The 19,696-nt window shown below is 68.6% G+C and carries 16 protein-coding genes and 2 riboswitches; of the genes, 5 read left to right on the forward strand and 11 right to left on the reverse strand.

Annotated elements, in window-relative coordinates:
• Positions 1–169: 169 nt before the first annotated feature.
• On the reverse strand, positions 170–502 hold the full coding sequence (locus IG98_RS0104115) for a histone-like nucleoid-structuring protein Lsr2 (protein WP_012895497.1): 333 nt from the start codon (positions 500–502) through the stop codon (positions 170–172).
• Positions 503–952: 450 nt separating this feature from the next.
• On the opposite strand from IG98_RS0104115, the gene IG98_RS50120 reads away from it, so the two are divergent.
• Positions 953–1,210 (forward strand): hypothetical protein, encoded by a 258-nt coding sequence (locus tag IG98_RS50120; RefSeq protein WP_157594143.1) that lies wholly within the window; start codon positions 953–955, stop codon positions 1,208–1,210.
• Between the two features lie 567 nt (positions 1,211–1,777).
• Here IG98_RS50120 and IG98_RS54175 read toward each other — a convergent pair.
• Positions 1,778–2,875 (reverse strand): RDD family protein, encoded by a 1,098-nt coding sequence (locus IG98_RS54175; RefSeq protein WP_084195132.1) that lies wholly within the window; start codon positions 2,873–2,875, stop codon positions 1,778–1,780.
• Positions 2,876–3,103: 228 nt separating this feature from the next.
• Entirely contained in the window at positions 3,104–3,757 is a 654-nt protein-coding gene (locus IG98_RS0104130; protein ID WP_084195117.1) for an amino-acid N-acetyltransferase, read from the reverse strand.
• A 335-nt stretch (positions 3,758–4,092) separates the two neighbouring features.
• Positions 4,093–4,239, forward strand: a riboswitch (cyclic di-AMP (ydaO/yuaA leader).
• 14 nt (positions 4,240–4,253) lie between these two features.
• Here IG98_RS0104130 and IG98_RS0104135 point away from each other — a divergent pair.
• A complete protein-coding gene (locus IG98_RS0104135) occupies positions 4,254–5,297 on the forward strand; it encodes a C40 family peptidase (protein ID WP_281178426.1) in 1,044 nt (347 codons plus the stop codon).
• Positions 5,298–5,466: 169 nt separating this feature from the next.
• On the opposite strand, the gene IG98_RS0104140 is transcribed toward IG98_RS0104135, so the two are convergent.
• The 6 genes from IG98_RS0104140 to IG98_RS0104165 form a co-directional block, all read right to left on the reverse strand.
• Entirely contained in the window at positions 5,467–5,667 is a 201-nt protein-coding gene (locus IG98_RS0104140) for a helix-turn-helix domain-containing protein (protein WP_030905642.1), read from the reverse strand.
• Positions 5,668–6,589: 922 nt separating this feature from the next.
• Positions 6,590–8,092, reverse strand: coding sequence for a bifunctional lysylphosphatidylglycerol synthetase/lysine--tRNA ligase LysX (gene lysX / locus IG98_RS0104145; protein ID WP_030905645.1), 1,503 nt, complete (start codon positions 8,090–8,092; stop codon positions 6,590–6,592).
• A 135-nt stretch (positions 8,093–8,227) separates the two neighbouring features.
• The gene (locus IG98_RS0104150; RefSeq protein ID WP_030905648.1) at positions 8,228–9,010 is read right to left on the reverse strand and encodes a type III pantothenate kinase; all 783 of its coding nucleotides are present in this window, start codon (positions 9,008–9,010) and stop codon (positions 8,228–8,230) included.
• A complete protein-coding gene (locus IG98_RS0104155; RefSeq protein ID WP_030905650.1) occupies positions 9,010–11,550 on the reverse strand; it encodes an L-aspartate oxidase in 2,541 nt (846 codons plus the stop codon). Before IG98_RS0104155 ends, IG98_RS0104150 begins: the two co-directional genes overlap by 1 nt.
• A gap of 247 nt (positions 11,551–11,797) precedes the next feature.
• Positions 11,798–12,625, reverse strand: a complete 828-nt coding sequence (gene panC, locus IG98_RS0104160) for a pantoate--beta-alanine ligase (protein ID WP_051751561.1) — start codon at positions 12,623–12,625, stop codon at positions 11,798–11,800.
• A gap of 158 nt (positions 12,626–12,783) precedes the next feature.
• Positions 12,784–13,674 carry a Rossmann-like and DUF2520 domain-containing protein gene (locus tag IG98_RS0104165; protein ID WP_030905654.1) on the reverse strand — a complete coding sequence of 297 codons (891 nt, stop codon included), beginning with the start codon at positions 13,672–13,674 and terminating at the stop codon, positions 12,784–12,786.
• Between the two features lie 408 nt (positions 13,675–14,082).
• Here IG98_RS0104165 and IG98_RS0104170 point away from each other — a divergent pair, with 408 nt between their 5' ends.
• The 3 genes from IG98_RS0104170 (at position 14,083) to IG98_RS0104180 (ending at position 17,037) form a co-directional block, all read left to right on the forward strand.
• Positions 14,083–15,048, forward strand: coding sequence for an SAM-dependent methyltransferase (locus tag IG98_RS0104170; protein ID WP_030905656.1), 966 nt, complete (start codon positions 14,083–14,085; stop codon positions 15,046–15,048).
• 43 nt (positions 15,049–15,091) lie between these two features.
• On the forward strand, positions 15,092–15,850 hold the full coding sequence (locus IG98_RS0104175) for a GNAT family N-acetyltransferase (protein ID WP_030905658.1): 759 nt from the start codon (positions 15,092–15,094) through the stop codon (positions 15,848–15,850).
• A gap of 131 nt (positions 15,851–15,981) precedes the next feature.
• The gene (locus IG98_RS0104180) at positions 15,982–17,037 is read left to right on the forward strand and encodes a DUF418 domain-containing protein (protein ID WP_051751512.1); all 1,056 of its coding nucleotides are present in this window, start codon (positions 15,982–15,984) and stop codon (positions 17,035–17,037) included.
• 40 nt (positions 17,038–17,077) lie between these two features.
• Here the strand turns inward: IG98_RS0104180 and IG98_RS0104185 are convergent, their stop codons facing one another.
• Both IG98_RS0104185 and IG98_RS0104190 read right to left on the reverse strand, forming a co-directional pair.
• The gene (locus IG98_RS0104185) at positions 17,078–18,277 is read right to left on the reverse strand and encodes a cytochrome P450 (RefSeq protein WP_030905662.1); all 1,200 of its coding nucleotides are present in this window, start codon (positions 18,275–18,277) and stop codon (positions 17,078–17,080) included.
• Between the two features lie 292 nt (positions 18,278–18,569).
• On the reverse strand, positions 18,570–19,313 hold the full coding sequence (locus IG98_RS0104190; RefSeq protein ID WP_030905664.1) for a TerC family protein: 744 nt from the start codon (positions 19,311–19,313) through the stop codon (positions 18,570–18,572).
• A 207-nt stretch (positions 19,314–19,520) separates the two neighbouring features.
• Positions 19,521–19,636: riboswitch (SAM riboswitch) on the forward strand.
• Positions 19,637–19,696: the final 60 nt, after the last annotated feature.

Genomic DNA, 19,696 nt, shown 5'->3' on the forward strand with positions numbered 1-19,696 from the left:
CCTCCATCCAACTACTTACGGGGGGTGGGATGTTCCCGCTACGCCGCAAGCGAACGACGTTTGTCCGTCAGACAAACACATCATGCGGTCATGGCCGCCACCGGACCCCACCGTGACCGCCATAACCGCATGATTCACTCGATCTACTGAGCCGATCTAGTGAGCCGATCTAGTGAGCCGCTTCGTACTGCTCGACGATCTTGGAGGCGATTCGACCGCGCTCGCTGACATTAAGGCCGTGGGACTTCGCCCATGCCCGGATGTCGGCGCTCTTCTCTCGCGTGAGTGCCCGCGCGCCACCCGCGCGGCGACGGCGGGGTGCCAGCGCGCCGGAACGACGGGCGCTCTGCACGAAAGGCGACAGGGAGTCGCGGAGCTTCTTCGCGTTAACGTCACTCAGGTCAATCTCATAGCTGGTGCCGTCAATCGCGAAGGCGACAGTCTCATTGGCCTCGCCCCCATCGAGGTCGTCGATGAGAATCTCCTGGATCTGCTTGGCCATCTACACAATCCTTTCGCGGAGTATTGTTTCATTCGCAAGCTAAACATATACCCGAGATCGAAGAGCGGCAATTCCAGGAGCCCGGCGATTCTCACAGGCAACCGAGACACTCTCAGTCGGCGCTCCGGTGGATCAGCTGTTCTGCGACTCGGCCGGGTCGGAGTGTTTTGGCCGGCGACCGGCGGCTTCACTCCGAAGTAGCTTGACGACTCCGAAGATGAAGGCTCCGCCGACGACCGCCGGAGGTATCAACGCGGACAATACGTCGTACATTCGTCCTCGCTCCGTACCGCTAGGTGGCTTTCTGGAGACCATGAAAATTTGGCGACGACTCCCGAAGCCACGCGGGTGTCCGCCCGATCAGTCTGGAACCGCCCACAGATGACCATAGCGCCACCGGACGGCGACGCGTGTCAGCAGGGGCGACCATGCCCGTCACTCTCCAGCCTAATGCTTCTCTCCAGCCGCCTTACCGGTTGCAGTCGTAAAGCCGCAGGGAAAAACCGACAGGACGATCAGGTGATCATCGCCGCCTTCGGAAATACCAATGCCCGCCCGCTCTCCGGCCGCCGCGCCACCGGCCTCGGAGGAGCGAAGCTCCTGGTGGGAGCGCCTGCCCGTCGGGATGAACAACGCCTTGTCACGGAACCGGAGATCACCTCGGGCGGGTTCATCACGAGAATGTCCACCGTCGGCAGAACATCCTGATGGAGAGCGGCTCGCTTCATCACCCGGGTGGCAGCCGATGCGACGCAAGCCTGCGGAACAAGACGGATCTTCAACGCTTTCTTGCCAAGAGTACGGCCCACTCTGGTGTGGAGTACATAGTCGTAGACCGTATAACCACCAAAGACGATGGGCTCACCGGACAACCCAGGCAACACCACACACCCATGATCCAGCTCCGCGAGAAGACCCCTGAACGCGCGACGGAAGGTGAAGGAGAGAAACCCGCGGACCGTCACCGGGGATGCGGGAGGCGAGCCGGTCCCACCATTCGATGACTGGTGTACGAACCCTCGGCGGGGGCAGATCCGGCATTGGCGTCTCATAGCGGCTTGCGGGCTCTCCTGAGCCCCTTGTCCGGCCTCAAACACGAATATTCCGCCACACCGGGGCCCGATCATAAGTCCCCCCGCGTCACCCAAGGCACGGCAAATGATTTTTACGCTTCCGCGGCCGAGGCGGTTACCCAGCCCTAACGGTCCCCGTTTTTCTGGTTCGGGCGCGAAATCGGGGCCGACGGTTCAACCGCCGGCCCCGATTTACCCGGAACTACTTGATCTTGACGACGACCGTCCCGGCCACCTTGTCGTGCAGCGCCTGCTGCAGGGGCTTGTCCCACAGCAGCCACAGCACGTTCACGAGGCTGAAGATGTTGATAATCCAGCCGACGAAGGGGATCCAGCTCAGGAACTGCGGGCCGAAGAACACACCGCCGCGCTTGAGCGCGACGTCGGAGCTGAGCCCGCCCGGCGGCAGGGTGCTGCCGACGGGCACGATCTTGATACCCATGACCATCTTGCCGACGGTCTGCCCACCCCTACTGATCATGAAGAACTCGTAGGCGAAGTAGATCGCCGCGGAGACCAGGGAGCTGAGCAGAGTCGCGAGGAAGACGCCGCTTCCTTCGGTGACGACACCCGTCTCAAGGTTGAAATCGGAAGACGTCACGAGGATGCCGGTCAGCACCGCGCCGATGATCAACGTCGGGATCACCAGGATGATCCCGTCGACGATCCGCGCCACCAGGCGCTGCCACCACTCGGCGAGCGGGGCAGGAGCGCCGGGGGGACCACCATAGGGCTGGCCGTACCCCTGCTGCTGACCGTAACCGGGCTGCTGACCGTAGTCGGGCTGCTGACCGTAACCGGGCTGCTGACCGTAGTCGGGCTGCTGACCGTAACCGGGCTGCTGGCCATAACCGGGCTGCTGACCGTAGCCCGGCTGCTCGTGGGACGCCTGCTGCCCGTAGCCGGGTTGCTGACCGTACTGCTGCTGGCCATAACCGGGCTGCTGACCGTAGCCCGGCTGCTCGTGGGACGCCTGCTGCCCGTAGCCGGGTTGCTGACCGTACGCGCCGGTCCCGCCCTGCTGCCCGTAGCCCGGCTGCTCATGGGACGCCTGCTGCCCGTAGCCGGGCTGCTGACCGTACGCGCCGGTCCCGCCCTGCTGGCCGTAGCCCTGCTGCTGGCCGTACGCGTCCGTCCCGCCCTGCTGACCGTACGACTGCTGCTGCTGCCCGTAGCCCTGCTGGCCGTAACCGGGCTGCTGCCCGTATCCCTGCTGCTGCCCATAGCCCTGTTGGCCGTAGCCAGGCTGAGCCACCCCCGGGCCGGTGTTCGGCTGCGACCCCTCCGACCGATATCCCATGATCGTCACGTCGGGGTCGAGTTCACCAGGGGCTCGACCCGGGTTGTGCTGTCCGTAATCCGGCTGTCCCGAAGGTGTGCGACTGCGCTCGGGATCATCCTGCGGATACGGCGGCTGTCCGGTGCTCACCGCGTCACCTCACTTAGACTGCGCATGTGGCAAATGTCAGACGCACATGCTTGCTGTTGCACAAGGTATCGACATAGGAATCAACAGTCACCTTTCCAGTCAGTCATCTCTAAAGTCATCAGAGTCGGGCTCGCGTGTCAGGTGCAGCAGCATCCGGGTGTTTCCCAAGGTATTGGGCTTGACGTGCTCCAGATCGAGGAACTCCGCGACGCCCTCGTCGTAGGAGGCGAGAAGTTCGGCGTAGACCTCCGGGGCGACGGGTGTGCCCTGGATCTCCTGAAATCCGTGCCGGGCGAAGAAGTCGACCTCGAAGGTCAGGCAGAAGACCCTGCGCAGACCCAGCTCGGCGGCCGTGCGGATGAGCGCCGAGACGATCCGATGGCCGATTCCCGTTCCCCTGCGGGTCGGATCGACGGCAACGGTCCGGATTTCGGCAAGATCCTCCCAGAGAACATGAAGCGCCCCGCAACCGAGGATCATCCCCTCCGCGTCAGTCGCGACCCAGAACTCCTGGATGTCCTCGTACAGGGTGACGGTGGCCTTCTCCAGCAGGCGCGGGCCGGCTCCACCGTAGGTGTCGACGAGCCGCCTGATGGCGCGGACGTCCGGGGTGCGGGCACGGCGGACCGTGACCGCCGGGGGTGCGCCGGGGGCGGGTGATTCCCGCCCCTCTCCCTCGGATCCGGTTCGCCGCTCCCCCTCTTTCCCGGGGTTCGCGAACGGCACGGGAGAATGCTCCGCAAGCTGCTCCATGACCGATCAGCGTACGTCCTCTCCGGCCTTCAATTACGGCTCACCCTTAACTCTCGCCCCGAGGGCATCACATGACCCTTGGTAGTTGGATTACCACGCTGGGTGCACGGCGCCTCTAATGTGTCACAGCTCATCTTTGGCACGGTCCCGGACCTGGGAAGACCCGCGCCAGGCCCGCGACAGGGAAGGCAAAGGCAGCGTAATGGCCATGTTGATCATATTGCCATGTGATCTTTCCGTGACATTTCAGTTGCGAAACCTCTACTGAGTTCGCAGTTCTGGTTGAGCAGGAACCACGAGTGCACTAATCTCCGTGCTCGATGTCAGAGACGTAAAAGCCTGACCCGCCGAATCTCCCGACAGGGGAACCGGGGACCCAACACGTCCTTCGGGGTGAATCCGAGTGCCACCGGCGCACCCGGTAGGGCTGCCTCCGGCCCGAACCCGTCAGCTAACCCGGTAGGCGGCCGAGAAGAGGAGCCCGTTGGTGAAGCGCATGCGCGACCGCGCAGCAGAGCACGCGGGCGGCGACGCCCGCTGTCGAGAACGCGCGCCGCGGAGGCGAAGTCGCCGCCGGATGGCGGTCATCGGCATGGCGTTCGCCATCATGACCCTCGGCACCCCCCTGGTCTCGGCCACGGCGGATCCCGAGCCCAGCCTCCAGCAACTGGCCAAGCAGGCCGAGAAGCTGCACGAGGAGATCGGCACGCTCGCCGAGCAGTACAACGGCGAGCGGGTCAGGCTCAAGCAGGCCCAGCGAGCCGCGGAAAGCGCCAAGAAGACCCTCGCGACGAGCGAGTCGGAGCTCGCGACCCGGCGCACCAAGGCCGCCCTCCTCGCGCAGAGCAGCTACATGTCCGGCGGCCTGAGCTCCGGACTCGCCTTCAGCCAGTCGACCGACCCCGACACCTTCCTCGACCAGGCCACCACCAACTACGCCCTCCAGCAGCAGCAGAGTGAGGAGGTCGCCCAGGTCGGCCGGGCGATCGAGGCCGCCGAGCGGGCACAGGCCAGCGCCAAGGCGAGGACCTCGGAGGTCAAGGTGCTCCTGGAGGAGATCGAGGGCAAGCGCAGCAGGATCGAGCGACTGGTCACACGGGTCGAGAGCGACCTGTTCAGCGAGGTGCGCACCAGGGCCGTCAACAACAGGAGTGCCCGGGTGAAGGTCGACGTGCCCATCGTGGGCAGCGGCAAGGCGGCGGAGGCGGCCCGCTGGGCGCTCACCCAGCAACTCAAGCCGTACGTCTGGGGCGCCGAGGGCCCCAACTCCTTCGACTGCTCCGGCCTGGTCATGTGGGCCTACCAGAAGGTCGGCATCAGCCTGCCGCACTACACCGGCAACCAGTGGACCGCGGGCACCCACATCTCCAGAAACGACCTGCGCCCAGGCGACCTGGTCTTCTTCTACAGCGACCTGCACCACGTCGGGATCTACATCGGCGCGGGCCTGATGGTCCACGCGCCCCGGACGGGTGACGTCATCCATATCGCCACGATCGACAACCGGCCCTTCGCCGGCGGGGTGCGGATCGCCGACTGAGCGGCCGAGCCGCCCGGCCCCTGGCCGGAGCGAGCCCCGCTCCGGCTCCTGTCCGGCGGACCCTGCCCTGCCGAGGGCCGGTCAGATGGTGTCCCGCGGGCACGGTGACGATGACAGCGCGGCGAGGCGCCACCCGACCGCGGTGGGCGGAAGCCCCAGGGGGCAGGGCCTAGATCAGGCGGCGGCGGGCCGCCCAGGCCACGGCCTCGATCGCCGTGGCGACACCGATGCGGTCGCAGATGCCTCTGAGCCTGCGTCTGACGGTCCGGCCGCTGATATCGAGGCGGCGCCCCACCCTGTCGACGGTGACACCCTTGGCGAGTTCAGCCAGCAGCACGAGGTCGTCGTCGCTGAGACCGATATCACTCATGCCCAGGGGGCTGTCGCCATGGCGAGAATCCACTTCTGGATATGCCATCAAGAGTCACTCCCCCCACTCTGGAAACCGGGTGCGAGACGCCGGAAATGAATACCGTCCGCCAGGAACGGTAAACGCCTTGTTCAAAGGTCGTCAAGTTCTACTCTTCATAGCGCGCGCCCACTATTGACATACTAGGTGCTACGTGAAGTACTCATGATATGTCAGTGCCTTTGGGGTTAAGTCACCACCGTGCCCCCGCACGAGCCCGCAGGTGCCCCCCTGGCTGCGACAACAGAAGTCCTGGCAGAACAAGGTTTTGCCGGAACCGTCGCGGCGGCGCGCACCCGCGGGGCCGCATCCTCGGCGGAAGCGAGCCGTCCGCTTTTCCCCGGGAAAACTGATCTCTTCCTGACGCTCTTCGACGGCCACGCCGCCTGGCGCCTTGACGGCACCTCACGGAAAACTCTGAAATGGGAAGCCTGCGAGAGCACCTTTGCGGCATTCGCGAAGTATCGGGTGCCGACAACGGACGTCAGGCGATATTGGACATGCTTAAAAGGGAGTTTCTGCGCGATGCAGAAAGCCGTCCGAAATTGCATGGGGGAGAGTGAGCACGGCCCCACGATTTCCGGCCCATCGGGATTCGACCCGTCCGCCCAGGCGTCGTCCGCGTGCCGCGTTCGTGCCCACCCGGGCCGGCACGGAGCCGTGCGGGACGGTGCGGAGGTGCCCGCGAGGTGGCGAGGGCGCTACCCGGTACGCCGGCCGGGATTCGAAGGTGCGCGCCGAGCCCGACCGGCCCGCCCCGGAGATGCCGTCGCAGGCCGTCATCCGGGCTTCGGTCCCGGCGGACACCGCCTGGCGGAAACGGTCGCGTCGCCGGACCGGGTGGGACGGGGTCCCACCCGGTCCGGCGACGCCGCCCTCGGACTCAGCCGGTCGGCTTGACCAGCGGGAACAGGATGGTCTCGCGGATGTTCTTACCGGTGAAGGCCATGATGAGGCGGTCGATGCCGAGACCCATGCCACCGGTGGGCGGCATCGCATATTCCAGTGCGGTGAGGAAGTCCTCGTCAAGCTGCATGGCCTCGGCGTCCCCGCCCGCGGCGAGCAGGGACTGCTCGGTGAGGCGGCGGCGCTGCTCGACCGGATCGACCAGCTCCGAGTAGGCGGTACCGAGCTCGGTGCCGAACCCGATCAGGTCCCACTTCTCGGTGAGGAGCGGGTTGTCACGGTGCTGGCGGGTCAGCGGGGAGGTCTCCACCGGATAGTCCATGACGAACGTGGGCTGGACGAGCGTGTGCTCGACGAGCGCCTCGAAGATCTCCTGGACGAGCTTGCCCTGACCCCACTTGGCGTCCCAGTGGATCTCCCGGGCGTCCGCCAGCTTGCGTACGTACTCCAGGGACGTCGCGGTGGTGATCTCCTCGCCCAGTGCCTCCGAGACCGACCCGTAGAGGGTGATCCGCGGCCACTTCGCCAGGCCGAGGTCGATCTCCTGCCCCTGGTGGACGACCACGGAGTGGCCGAGGGCCGCCACGACCGCCTTCTGGATCATCCGCTGGGTCAGGTCGGCCATGTCGTTGTAGTCGAGATACGTGCCGTAGGCCTCGAGCATCGTGAACTCGGGATTGTGCGTGGAGTCCGCGCCCTCGTTGCGGAAGTTACGGTTGATCTCGAAGACCTTCTCGATACCGCCGACCACGAGCCGCTTGAGGTAGAGCTCGATCGCGATGCGAAGGTAGAGCTCCATGTCGTAGGCGTTGATGTGGGTCTTGAAAGGCCGGGCCGTGGCTCCACCGTGGATCGGCTGGAGCATCGGCGTCTCGACCTCCAGATAGCCCTCCTCATGCCAGAAGTCGCGGATGGACCGCACCACGGCGCTACGGGTGTAGGCCAGCTTCCTGGCCTCGTCGTTGACGATGAGGTCGATGTAGCGCTGGCGGACCCGCGCCTCGGGGTCGGTGAGCCCGGCGTGCTTCTCCGGCAGCGGGCGCAGGCACTTCGAAGTGATCGCCCAGCGGTCGGCGAGGATGGACAGCTCTCCCCTGCGGGAGGTGATGACCTCACCCTCGATGCCCACGTGGTCGCCGAGGTCGACGTCGCGCTTCCACGAGGCCAGCGCCTCCTCGCCCACCCTGTCCAGGGAGATCATGACCTGGAGATCGCCGGAGCCGTCGCGGATGGTGGCGAAGCAGAGTTTGCCACCGGTCCTGGACAGCATCACCCGGCCGGTGACACCTACCGTGTCGCCCGTCGCGGTGTCAGCGGAGAGATCGGCGTATTTCCGGCGGATCTCGGCGTTGGTCGCGGTGCGCGGGAAGTTCACCGGGTAGGGGTCGACCCCCTCGGAGCGGAGGCGGTCGAGCTTCTCCCGGCGCACGCGCATCTGCTCGGGCAGATCCTCGGCGATGTTGGTCACTTCATCGGTCACAGTTCCAAAGGGTACCGATGTGGCGAACCTCGTGAGGTCGTCGACCGCCGGGGGCCGGAGAGGACTCCAGGGCGCCATGGGGTCCTCCGGGAACACCGCGGCACCCCCGGCCGCGGCACCGGTGTCGTAACGCTCTCAGGTGGCGTTGCGGTGGTAGATCAGGCGCAGCCCGATCAGCGTGAGCCAGGGCTCGTGCATGTCGATCGAGCGCGCCTCGCTGACCACCAGCGGCGCCGCGCTGCCGGTGGCGACCACCGTGACGTCGTCGGGGTTGGCGGCGAGTTCGGCCGCCATCCGCTCGACGATCCCGTCCACCTGACCGGCGAAGCCGTAGATGATGCCGGCCTGGAGCGCCTCGACGGTGTTCTTGGCGATCACGGAGCGGGGGCGGACCAGCTCCACCTTGTGGAGCTGCGCCCCCGCCGCGGCGAGCGCGTCCACCGAGATCTGGATGCCGGGGGCGGTCACCGCGCCGACGTACTCCCCCTTGGCGGAGACGGCGTCGAAGGAGGTCGCGGTCCCGAAGTCGACGATGACGCACGGCCCGCCGTACAGCTGGATGGCCGCCAGCGCGTTGACGATGCGGTCGCTGCCGACCTCCTTCGGGTTGTCCATCCGGACCGGCACCCCGGTGCGGACGCCCGGCTCGACGATCACCGCCGTCACGTCGCCGTAGTAGCGGCGACACATCTCGCGCATCTCGTTGAGCACCGACGGAACGGTGGAGCAGATCACGATGCCGTTGACGTCGGTGCCCTTGAGCAGCGGTGACTGCCCGAGCAACCCCTGGAGCACGACGGCGATCTCGTCCGCCGTACGCCGGGCGTCCGTGGCGATCCGCCAGTGCTCGATGACGTCCTCGCCCTCGAAGAGGCCGAGAACGGTGTGAGTGTTGCCGACGTCAATGGCAAGCAGCATCAGTTCCCCCGAAGGTCCAAGGCGATGTCCAGCGCCGGCGCCGAATGCGTGAGCGCGCCCACGGCAAGGTAGTCAACACCTGTCTCGGCCACATCACGAGCGAGTTCGAGGGTCAGCCCTCCGCTGGACTCCAGCCGCGCCCTGCCGTCCACCAGCCGTACGGCCCGTGTCAGCTCCTCGACCGTGAAATTGTCCAACAGGATCTCCTCCGCTCCCTCGGCCAGCACCGGCTCGATCTGGTCGATCCTGTCGACCTCGACCTCGATCGGCAGACCGGGGTAGGCGTCACGGACCGCCCGGAACGCCTCGGCGACCCCACCGGAGGCCACCACGTGATTGTCCTTGATCAGCGCGGCGTCCGAAAGTGACATGCGGTGATTGATACCACCGCCGCACCGGACCGCGTACTTCTCCAGGGCACGCAGCCCCGGCAGCGTCTTGCGGCTGTCCCTGATCCGGGCCCCGGTCCCCTCGACGGCCTGGACCCACCTACCGGTCAGGGTCGCGATACCGGACAGGTGGGTGAGCAGGTTGAGCGCGGTGCGCTCGGCGGTCAGCAGATCCCTGGTGGGACCGGTGACGGTCATCAGTACGTCGCCCCGCTCGACGTACTCGCCGTCCTTGACCCTGCGCTCGGCCGTCAGACGGCCTCCGCTGAGGTAGGAGAAGGCACCCTCGGCCACGGCCAGCCCCGCGACCACGCCGTCCACGCGGGCGACCACGTCGGCGGTGTCGCGCCGGTCCGCCGGGATGGTGGCGATGCTGGTGACGTCACCCTCCGCCACGTCCTCGGCCGCCGCGGCCTCAAGGACCGCGACCACCCCGACCGGGTCGAGACCCGCCTCGGTGAGATCGTTCTCCACCTGCGGCGGCAGCACGGTCGCTCGCTGCCCGTGCGGTACGTATGTCATGGTCGGTCCCTCCGCTGTCAGGGTCACATCGAGGTGCCCCAGCCACAAGGCGTCGTCTCTCTCGGAAAAGTCCTCGCGCCAGTGTGACCCCCTGGTCTCCTGGCGGGCGCGGGCGGCCGCCACGAGCGTGGAGGCGACCGTCAGCAGGTTGGTGGTCTCCCACGACTCGGTACACGGCTCGACCGCCACCGGGGTCCATCTGAGGTTCAGCAGGGTCCTGGCGGCCTCTCCCAGCGACTCCCGGCTGCGCAGCACGCTCGCCCCCCGGCTCATGTGCCCCTGGATCCTGCCCCGGGCCCGGGGGTCGATCAGGCCGGTGGGGCGGTCGTCGGGCACCGGTTCGCCGGCTGTGGCCCGCCCCTCGCGGACATCGGCGTGGATGTCGGCGGCGATGCGCCCGGCGAAGACCAGGCCCTCAAGCAGCGAGTTGGAGGCCAGCCGGTTGGCACCGTGCACGCCGGTGCACGCGACCTCGCCGCACGCGTACAGACCGGGCACGCTGGTACGGCCGCGCAGGTCGGTGCGGACGCCGCCGCTGGCGTAGTGGGCGGCGGGGGCGACGGGGATGAGCTGGGTGACCGGATCGATGCCGTGTTCCAGGCAGACCGCGTGGATCGTCGGGAAGCGGGTGCGCCACTTCTCCTCGCCGAAGTGGCGGGCGTCGAGATACACGTGGTCGGCGCCGGTGGCGTGCATCCGTCGCATGATCGCCTTGGCCACGACGTCACGGGGGGCGAGGTCGGCCAGCTCGTGGACGTCCCGCATGAACCGGGTGCCGTCCGCGTCGACCAGTACCGCGCCCTCGCCCCTGACCGCCTCGGAGATCAGCGGCTGCTGGCCGCTCGCGTCCTCCCCGAGCCAGAACACCGTCGGGTGGAACTGGACGAACTCCAGGTCCCTGACGACAGCCCCCGCCCGCAGCGCGAGCGCCACCCCGTCCCCGGTGGAGACGACGGGGTTGGTGGTGGCGGCGTAGACCTGGCCCATGCCGCCGGTGGCCAGCACCACGGCCCCGGCCGTGACCGCGCCCACCCCGTCGCGCTCGCCCACACCCATGACGTGCAGGGTCACCCCGGCGGCGCGCCCCTCGGCGTCCTTGAGGAGGTCGAGGACGAGGGCGTGCTCGATCACCTCGATCCCCGACTTCCGGACCGCCGCCACGAGCGCCCTCTGCACCTCGGCCCCGGTGGCGTCGCCGCCCGCGTGCACGATGCGATCGCGCCGGTGGCCGCCCTCCCGGGTGAGCTGGAGCTCCCCGGTCTCGTCGGTGTCGAATCTGGCGCCCATCGCGATCAGGCCGCGCAGCGCGTCGGGCCCCTCCGTCACCAGGACCCGGACGGCCTCCTCGTCGCAGAGGCCCACCCCCGCGAGGAGCGTGTCGGACAGATGCTCGGCGGGGGTGTCCCGCGGGTCGAGCACCGCGGCGATGCCGCCCTGGGCCCAGCGGGTGGACCCGGACGACAGGACGTCCTTGGTGACGACCAGGACCTTCGCCTCGGGGTCCAGGTCGGCGTACCGCAGTGCCAGGGTGAGACCCGCGATGCCGGAGCCCACCACGACCACGTCCGCCTGGACCGTCCATCCCGGAGCAGGAGCGGTCAACCTCTGGGGTATGGCCGGGATGCTCATTGCCGCCTCCTCGCGGAGTCATAGAGGCCGTTCATTTCGTCAGCGTGACGATAACGCCAACCCCGGCGCGGCTGTTCCCCGGGGTGGGGCATTTCGCCCGCCCTCCGAAACCACCGTGCCTCTGGGCCGCGGACGGCGGGAACGGGACCCCGCGTCGGGAACTCACCATCGGGGCAGAAGGGCACGGCGGCCCCGGGCGCCGGGCGCGGGGGAACCGGGCAGCACCGGGGACGAGGGCCTCCGGAGCTCAGCGAAGGGTGAGCGTGACATTGTCGATCAGCCGGGTGGACCCCACCCGCGCGGCCACCGCGAGGACCGCCTCACCCGCGTGGCCGTCGCCGACCTCGGTGAAGGTCGCAGGGTCGACCAGGACCAGATAGTCGACGGCCAGCGACGGCTCGGCCGCCAGAACGGCGAGCGCGGTCCGGCGGATCTCCACCGGCGTGCGCTGCCCGGCTCCCGCGTTCAACGCGCGGGACAGGGCCAGACCGGCCACCCGGTCCTCCGGCGACAGATAGCGGTTGCGGCTGGACAGCGCCAGCCCGTCCGGCTCGCGGACCGTGGGCGCCCCGACGACGGAGACCGGCAGATTCAAATCGGCGACCATCCGGCGGATCATCGCGAGCTGCTGGGCGTCCTTCTGCCCGAACACCGCCACATCCGGCTGGACCAGGTTGAACAGCTTCAGCACCACGGTCAGCATGCCGTCGAGGTGCCCCGGCCGGAACTCTCCCTCGACGATCGAGCCCATCTTCCCCGCGGAGACGCTGACCTGCCTGTCCGGCAGGTACATGTCCTCGACCGACGGGGCGAACACCACGTCCACCCCCTCGGCCGCGCAGACCTCCAGATCGGCATCGAACGTACGGGGATAGCGGGAAAAATCCTCGTTCGGGCCGAACTGGAGCGGGTTCACGAAGATGCTCACCGCCACGTGGGCCGCCCTCTGCCGGGCCAGCCGGACGAGCGAGCGGTGTCCCTCGTGCAGCGCGCCCATGGTCGGCACGAGTGCCAGCGCGCCGCCGCCCCCTGAGGCGCCCGCGCCGATTCCCAGGGCCTCTCGGGCCTTGAGCAGCCCTGCGCGGTCGTCCGCCACGATCAATGGAACCTCCCGGGGGTGCTCCGGCCTGCCGGCCGGAGAGGGGCGACGTTCAGCGAAATTCCTGGAGAGTGGAGACCCCCGACCTCAAGCGTACGGAAGGAGAGAACGGCACCGACCGGCTCCCCCGGATCTCAGGTCCACACGTTGCCCCCCAGGGCGTCCAGGAGGCGTTCGGCGGCCTCGGGCTTGAGCAACCCGGCCGCCAGCGCCCGGTCGGCCGTGAGCCTGGCGAGCGCCACGTAGGCGTCCGCGGCCTCCGGGGCCGCGAGGATCAGCGCGTCCACATGCCTGCGGACAGTACCCGCGTCACCGCGCACCACCGGGCCGGTCAGCCCTGAGATGCCGAGTCTCAGCACGTTCTCCAGCGCCGCGCCGAGCAGCGGACCGAGCATCCGTCCCGGCTGCTCCACGCCGATCTTCTCCAGCAGCTCGGAGGACTCCGCGATGAGCGTCACCATGTGGTTGGCCGCTCCCGCGAGGGCCGCGTGGTAGAGCGGCCTGTCCTCGTCGGCGATCCAGACCGGCTCGCCCTCCATCTCGATGACGAGGGCCTCGGCCACCGGGCGGAGCCCTTCGGGCGCGGTCACCCCGTAGGAGATGCCGGTGAGGCGGCGCAGGTCGTCGTCACGGCCGGTGAAGGTCATCACGGGATGCAGCGCCAGCGGCAGCGCTCCGGCCTTGATCGCCGGATTGAGCACGGCCAGGCCGTACGCGCCGCTGGTGTGCGCCACCAGCTTGCCCCGCAGGTTCGCACCGGTCTCCACCAGGCCGGAGACCAGCTCGGGCAGCGCGTCGTCGGGAACCGTCAGCAGGACGAGGTCCGCTCCGGCCACCACGTCCTCGGGCCGTACCGGGACGAGCCCGAGGCGCTCGACCGCACGTTCCCTGGAGTCGTCGGAGACACCGCTCGTCGCGACGATCCGGTGTCCCGCCCTGACGAGCGCCGCACCGAGCGCCGAACCGACCTTGCCCGCTCCAACCACTCCGACGGCCAGCCGTGCCGGGCGATCGACTGCGTCCATGACGTCACGTCCTTCGACCATGTAGGGCTTCGTGCCTGATTAACCAGCGTAACGGGCCGCGCCGCCGCAACCGCGGCAAGACGCGTGTTCCGTCGCGACGGCCCCGGTCTCACCCTGGGAGCCCGGAACCGGGAGTGTATGAGACTCGCCGGGGAGTCCGGCCCACCCGGTGATCAAGGTGACAGCGCGTCAACCTCCCGCCAAGGTCCCCGAACCGGGCGACACACACCGTACGGGGCCCACCCAGAGCCGGAAAACCCGGCCCACACGGCGATCCCGGTGGCGACGCGCCGACCTGGCATCAACAACGATCATGCGAGCCGGTGACAGAATGCAGTCATGTACCCAGTCGAAGCGTCAGCGCGAGTTGATCTCGTTCCTCCGCCTCGGCGGGTAGCGTCTGAGAGTGTGTGGCTCACCTGGCGCGCCGCGATGGAGCACGCGCTCTACGGCGAGAGCGGTTTCTACCTCCGCGAACGACCCTCCAGTCACTTCCGGACCTCGGTCGGCGCCTCCCCCGTCTTCGCCGAGGCCGTACTGCGCGAGCTGATCTCGGTTGACGAGGCGCTCGGCGGCCCCGAGGTGCTCGACCTGGTCGACATCGGCGCCGGTGAGGGCCTGCTGGCGACCGGGGTGCTCGCCGCCGCACCACCCGCGCTGCGGTCGAGGCTCCGAGTGACCGCGGTGGATCTGGCGGCCAGGCCGCCGGCGCTGTCCGAGGAGATCGTCTGGGTAAGGGCCGCGCCGGACGGGATCTGCGGCCTGGTGATCGCCAACGAGTGGCTGGACAACATTCCCGTCGACATCGTGGAGCAGACCGCCGACGGACCCCGGCTGGTCCTGGTCAACGTCACCGACGGTGAGGAGCGGCTCGGTGGCAGGCCGGCCGAGGCCGATCTCGCGTGGCTGGCCCGCTGGTGGCCGATGCGCGCCACCGGTGAGCGGGCCGAGATCGGCAGGCCACGCGACCGGGCCTGGGCCTCGGTGATCGTACGGTTGGCACGCGGCCGGGCGATCGCGATCGACTACGCCCACTCCCTGGCCGACCGGCCGCCGTACGGCACGCTGGCCGGATACCGCGACGGGGCGATGGTCGCGCCGGTGCCCGACGGCTCGTGCGACATCACCGCCCACGTGGCGCTCGACGCCTGCGCGGCCGCCGGCGAGAGCGCCGGGGCCGTCACAACGGCGCTGACCACGCAGCGGGAGGCGCTGCGCGCCCTCGGCGTCACCGGGAACCGCCCGCCGGTCGAGCAGGCCAGGATCGACCCGCGCGGCTACCTGCACGCCCTCGCGCGGGCCTCCGAGGAGGCGGAGCTGATCGCCTCCGGCGGCCTCGGCGGCTTCGGCTGGCTCTCCCAGACCCGCCTCTGAGGGGGCCGAACAAAGATTCTTTTCGCCTCGTAGGGTCGGTGCCATGAGCACTCCCCCGACACACGCCGTTCCCGCCGGACACACGGCCTCTCTCCAACTGGCCGTCCAGAACTCCGCCGCCTTCTGGGCGGCTCTCGCCCGGACCCGGGGAAACGAGCCGATCCGCCGCCCCGGCTTCCTCGGCTCGGACGGACGCGAGCGCGGCGGGCTGCGGATCCTGCTGCTCTCCCCGGACCCCGGTCCGGACGATCTCGCCGAACTGACGGACCTGGCCCGGCGCCGGCTTTCCGGCGGGGTCATCGTCGAGGACCCGTTCGGCTCGGTCGACATGAGCGCTCTGGGCCTGGCCCCGGAGCGGCTCCCCATCATGATCCGTCACCCCGGCCCGCTCCCCGCACCACCGGCCGTGGAGATCATCCACGTGGAGACGGTGGCACGGCTGCGGGCCGCGGAGAACATCGTGGTCCACGGATTCCCGCTGACCAACTTCCAGCCCTACCGCCCGGGTGACGCCTTCCCCGAGGACCTGCTGGGCCACCCCGGCGTCGATCTGTTCCTCGCCGTGCGGGACGGGGTGCCCGCCGGGGCCTGCATGACCGTCGTCGACGGTACGGTCGGCGGGACCTACTGGGTGACCACCCTGCCCGACCACCGCTCCCACGGAGTCGGACGGGCGCTCATGCACACGGTCCTGGCACACCTGGGAGACCTCCCCGCCACCCTGACCGCGGCCAAGGCCGGCAAGCCGCTCTACGATTCCCTCGGCTTCGACACCATCACCGATGCGACCTGGTGGATGTGAGTGAACGCGTGAGCGTGGACGACCGGCCCGTACCAGGCCGCGCACCCTACCGGTCAAAAGTACGACCGAGACGGTGCGAACCCTGCTTTTGACCGATGCCGGGTACCGAACCGGGTCCGCAGGATGCCTCCATGCCAAACGACGACTCCTCTCCGGCGCCGAAGGTCGCGGACCTGACCAGGCGTTACGACAGCGGGCCTGGCCGGCCGCGCATCTCCGCGCTCGACGTACTGCGCGGGTTCGCACTGTGCGGGATCCTGCTGGTCAACATCAAGCCGATAGCCAACGTCGACGTCGGCCATGTCGTCGTGGATTCGCCGGCGGACCCGGAGGGCGCCTGGCTGGGGCTGCTCGCCGATCAGCGCTTCTTCCCGATCTTCTCCCTGCTGTTCGGCGTCGGCTTCTCACTGCTGCTGAACTCCGCCGCGGACCGCGTCGCCGGCCCACGGCTGCTCCTGCTCCGCCGGCTCCTGGTGCTGCTCGGGGTGGGCCTGGCACACATGTTCCTGCTGTGGCGGGGCGACATCCTCACCATCTACGCCGTCGTCGGCCTGCTGGTGCTGCTGCCCTCGACCTGGCTGCCCCGGTGGGCCGTGGCCGGCCTCGCCCCCGTGCTCCTCGCGGCACCGTTGATCGCCGGCCAGAACGGGATCGTGCTGGTCCCCGGGCTGTTCCTGCTGGGCTCGGCCCTGGTCAGGTACGGGGTGATCGACCGGATGGAGCAGTCCACCCGGGTACCGGCCGCGCTGGGCCTGGTCTTCGCGGCGGGGGCGGTGCCCGCCCTGCGGTGGCAGATCGGGACGGCCGGCGACGCGAACGACCCGAGTTTCGGCCTCTCGATGGCCGTGACCGGGCTGCTGCTCGCCGGAACGTACGTGTGCGCGCTGCTGGTCCTGCTCAGGACTCCGCTCCGACCGGCGCTGCGGGCCGTCTTCGCGCCGCTGGGCCGGATGGCGCTGACCAACTACCTGACCGCCACGATCCTGGTGCTGGCGGTCGGTCGTGTCCTTGGCGGCTCACCGGAGAGCTGGTCCCTGGCGACCGTGTTCCTGATCGCCGGCGCCATCCTCTCCGCCCAGTGGCTCCTCTCCACCCTCTGGCTGCGCCGATACCGCTATGGCCCCCTCGAATGGCTCTGGCGCTGGGCCACCTGGGCCCAGCGCCCGCCCTTGCGCCGCGCCCTCTGAACAGCACCGCGCCCTATGACAGCACCGCGCACGAGCCGGGTCAGACCCGTACGTCGAGCGCGGTGAGGCCGCGGATGACGTAGCCGGGACCCCAGCTGGGCTCGGTGGCGAGTTCCAGCTTCGGTGCCTTACGGAGCAGGGCGCCGAAGGACTCGATCAGTTCGATCCTGGCCAGGGGGGCGCCCAGGCAGAAGTGGATGCCCGCGCCGAAGGAGATGTGCGGGTTGTCCACCCGGCCGACGTCGAAGCGGTCGGGGTCGGCGAAGACCTCGGGGTCCCGGTTGGCCGAGCCGAACAGCAGCGCCACCTCGGTGCCGCGCGGGATGTCCACCCCGCCGACGGTGATGTCCTCCAGGATCCAGCGCTCGAACATCTGCAGCGGGGTGTCCCAGCGCATCATCTCCTCGATCGCGGTGGGCAGCAGGCCGTGATCGGCGCGGAGCCGCTCCAGCTCGCCCGGGTTGCGGAAGAGCGACCACCAGCCATTGCCCGTGACGTTGACGGTGGCCTCGTGCCCGGCGTTGAGCAGCAGCACGCAGGTGCCGACCAGCTCCTCCTCGGTGAGCCTGTCGCCCTCCTCGGCCACCAGGGCGAGCGCGCTGATCAGGTCGTCGCCGGGGTTCGCCCGGCGGGCGCGGGCCAGCTCGACGAGGTAGGCGGAGAACTCCTCGGCCGCGCGTACCGCGGTGTGCTGGGCCTCGACGGAGGGGTTCAGCTCGTACATCCCGCAGATGTCGGCGGACCAGGGGCGGAGCAGGTGCCGGTCGGCCTCGGGCACGCCGAGCATCTCCGCGATCACGGTCACCGGGAGCGGCTCGGCGACCTCGGAGATCAGGTCTCCGCCGCCGCACTCGACGAAGCGGTCCACCAGTCCCCCGGCGATCTCGGCGACCTTGGGGCGGAGCGCCTCGACCATGCGCGGGGTGAACGCCTTGGAGACCAGGCGCCGGAGCCGGGTATGCACCGGCGGCTCGACGTCGAGCATCCCGGCCCTGACCACCCGCCAGAACGGGTCCTGGAACTCGGGGTCGTCGGGCCTGCCGAACTCGGCGTGGGTCGCCATGTGCAGGTAGGAGCGGCCGAGTCGACGGTCGCGCAGCAGCGCGTTGACGTCGGCGTGCCGGGCGACCAGCCACTGGCCGGTCGGTTCAAAGAAGCTGACCGGCCGCTGCCGCCTCAGCTCGTCGTAGACGTCGTACGGATGGGCGACGAATTCCGGATTCCAGGGATCAAAGCGCACATGGACATCGTAATGTCGCCCATGCGTCAATTGCCTGGTCCGCCCCTTGGAGCTGGGCAGACGGATGCCCGGATGAGAACACCATCGCACGGGGCCGGGTCCTTCGCCCCCCGGGCCGCCGCGCTACCGGATCGCGGGCCAGTGCTCACGCCTTCAGACCGGAAACGCCTGTGGAGGCCAGGTGGGACCACCGCTTTCGGTGGCACAGGCCGACGAGGCAGGAAGCCACCCAAGTGCCGCATGAGCATGTGCGGCACAGGCGGAATCCCCGGGCCTCAGCCCGAGGAGCACGTCAGACCTCGGTCGGGCTGTCCGACTTCTCGGACTGGGACGTCTTGGTGCGCAGCCGGATGTTCAGCAGTTCCACGATGAGCGAGAAGGCCATCGCGAAGTAGATGTAGCCCTTGGAGATGTGCTGCCCGAGACCCTCGGCGATCAGCACGACGCCGATCAGCACCAGGAACGACAGGGCGAGCATCTTGATGCTCGGGTGCTTGTCCACGAAGCGGCTGATCGGGCCCGAGGCGAAGAGCATCACCAGGACCGAGACGATCACGGCCGCGATCATGACGCCGAGCTGGTCGACCATGCCGACCGCGGTGATGACCGAGTCGAGGGAGAAGATGATGTCCAGCAGCATGATCTGGACGATCACCGAGCCGAAGGAGGCCGCGACCTTGGTGCTGCCGTGCCCGGCCTTGCCCTCGATGCTGTCGTGCATCTCGATGACGCTCTTACCCAGCAGGAAGAGACCGCCGGCGAGCAGGATGAGGTCCCGCCCCGAGATCGACTGACCGAGGACCTCGAAGAGCGGCGAGGTGAGTTTCACCACCCACGCCAGTGCCAGCAGCAGCGCCAACCGGCTGACAAGGGCCGCGAGGAGGCCAAGTTTGCGAGCCTTGTCGCGCTGCTCGGGCGGGAGCTTTCCGGCCAGGATCGAGATGAAGATGATGTTGTCGATGCCGAGCACGATCTCCAGCCCGACAAGGGTGACGAACCCTATCCAGATCTCCGGGTTGGTCACCCAATCCAGCATTCGTGCCTCCAACTGGTTCTACTTGATCACCACCGGCACGACGAGACCCGTCGTTCGGCATTGTTCAGCCACTACCAGGACAAACACCACCAGCCGCCCGGCTTCACCCTGCCCACTGCCCAGACGAACGGGACTCCTCATGAGTTCCCGAACATGCGAGACAGCACTTGCGAATTCCCGCCAGACGTCGGTTATAGTTCCCCCGTAGGTCATGAGTGCCAGTGACAAGCCCCGGCTCGCTGGCCGGCAACCCTCGCGTCCGCGGCGGGGTGCCCCGGGTGAGGACCTGGTCCGGCACGAGGTGTGCCGGGCAAGCGCGGGCTCCAGGCACCTGTGCCATGGGTTGGGGTCCGATGACCTCGAAGGAGCCCTGGCGTGTCCGT

It is taken from the genome of Streptosporangium amethystogenes, assembly GCF_000721075.1.
Classification (GTDB): Bacteria; Actinomycetota; Actinomycetes; order Streptosporangiales; family Streptosporangiaceae; genus Streptosporangium; species Streptosporangium amethystogenes.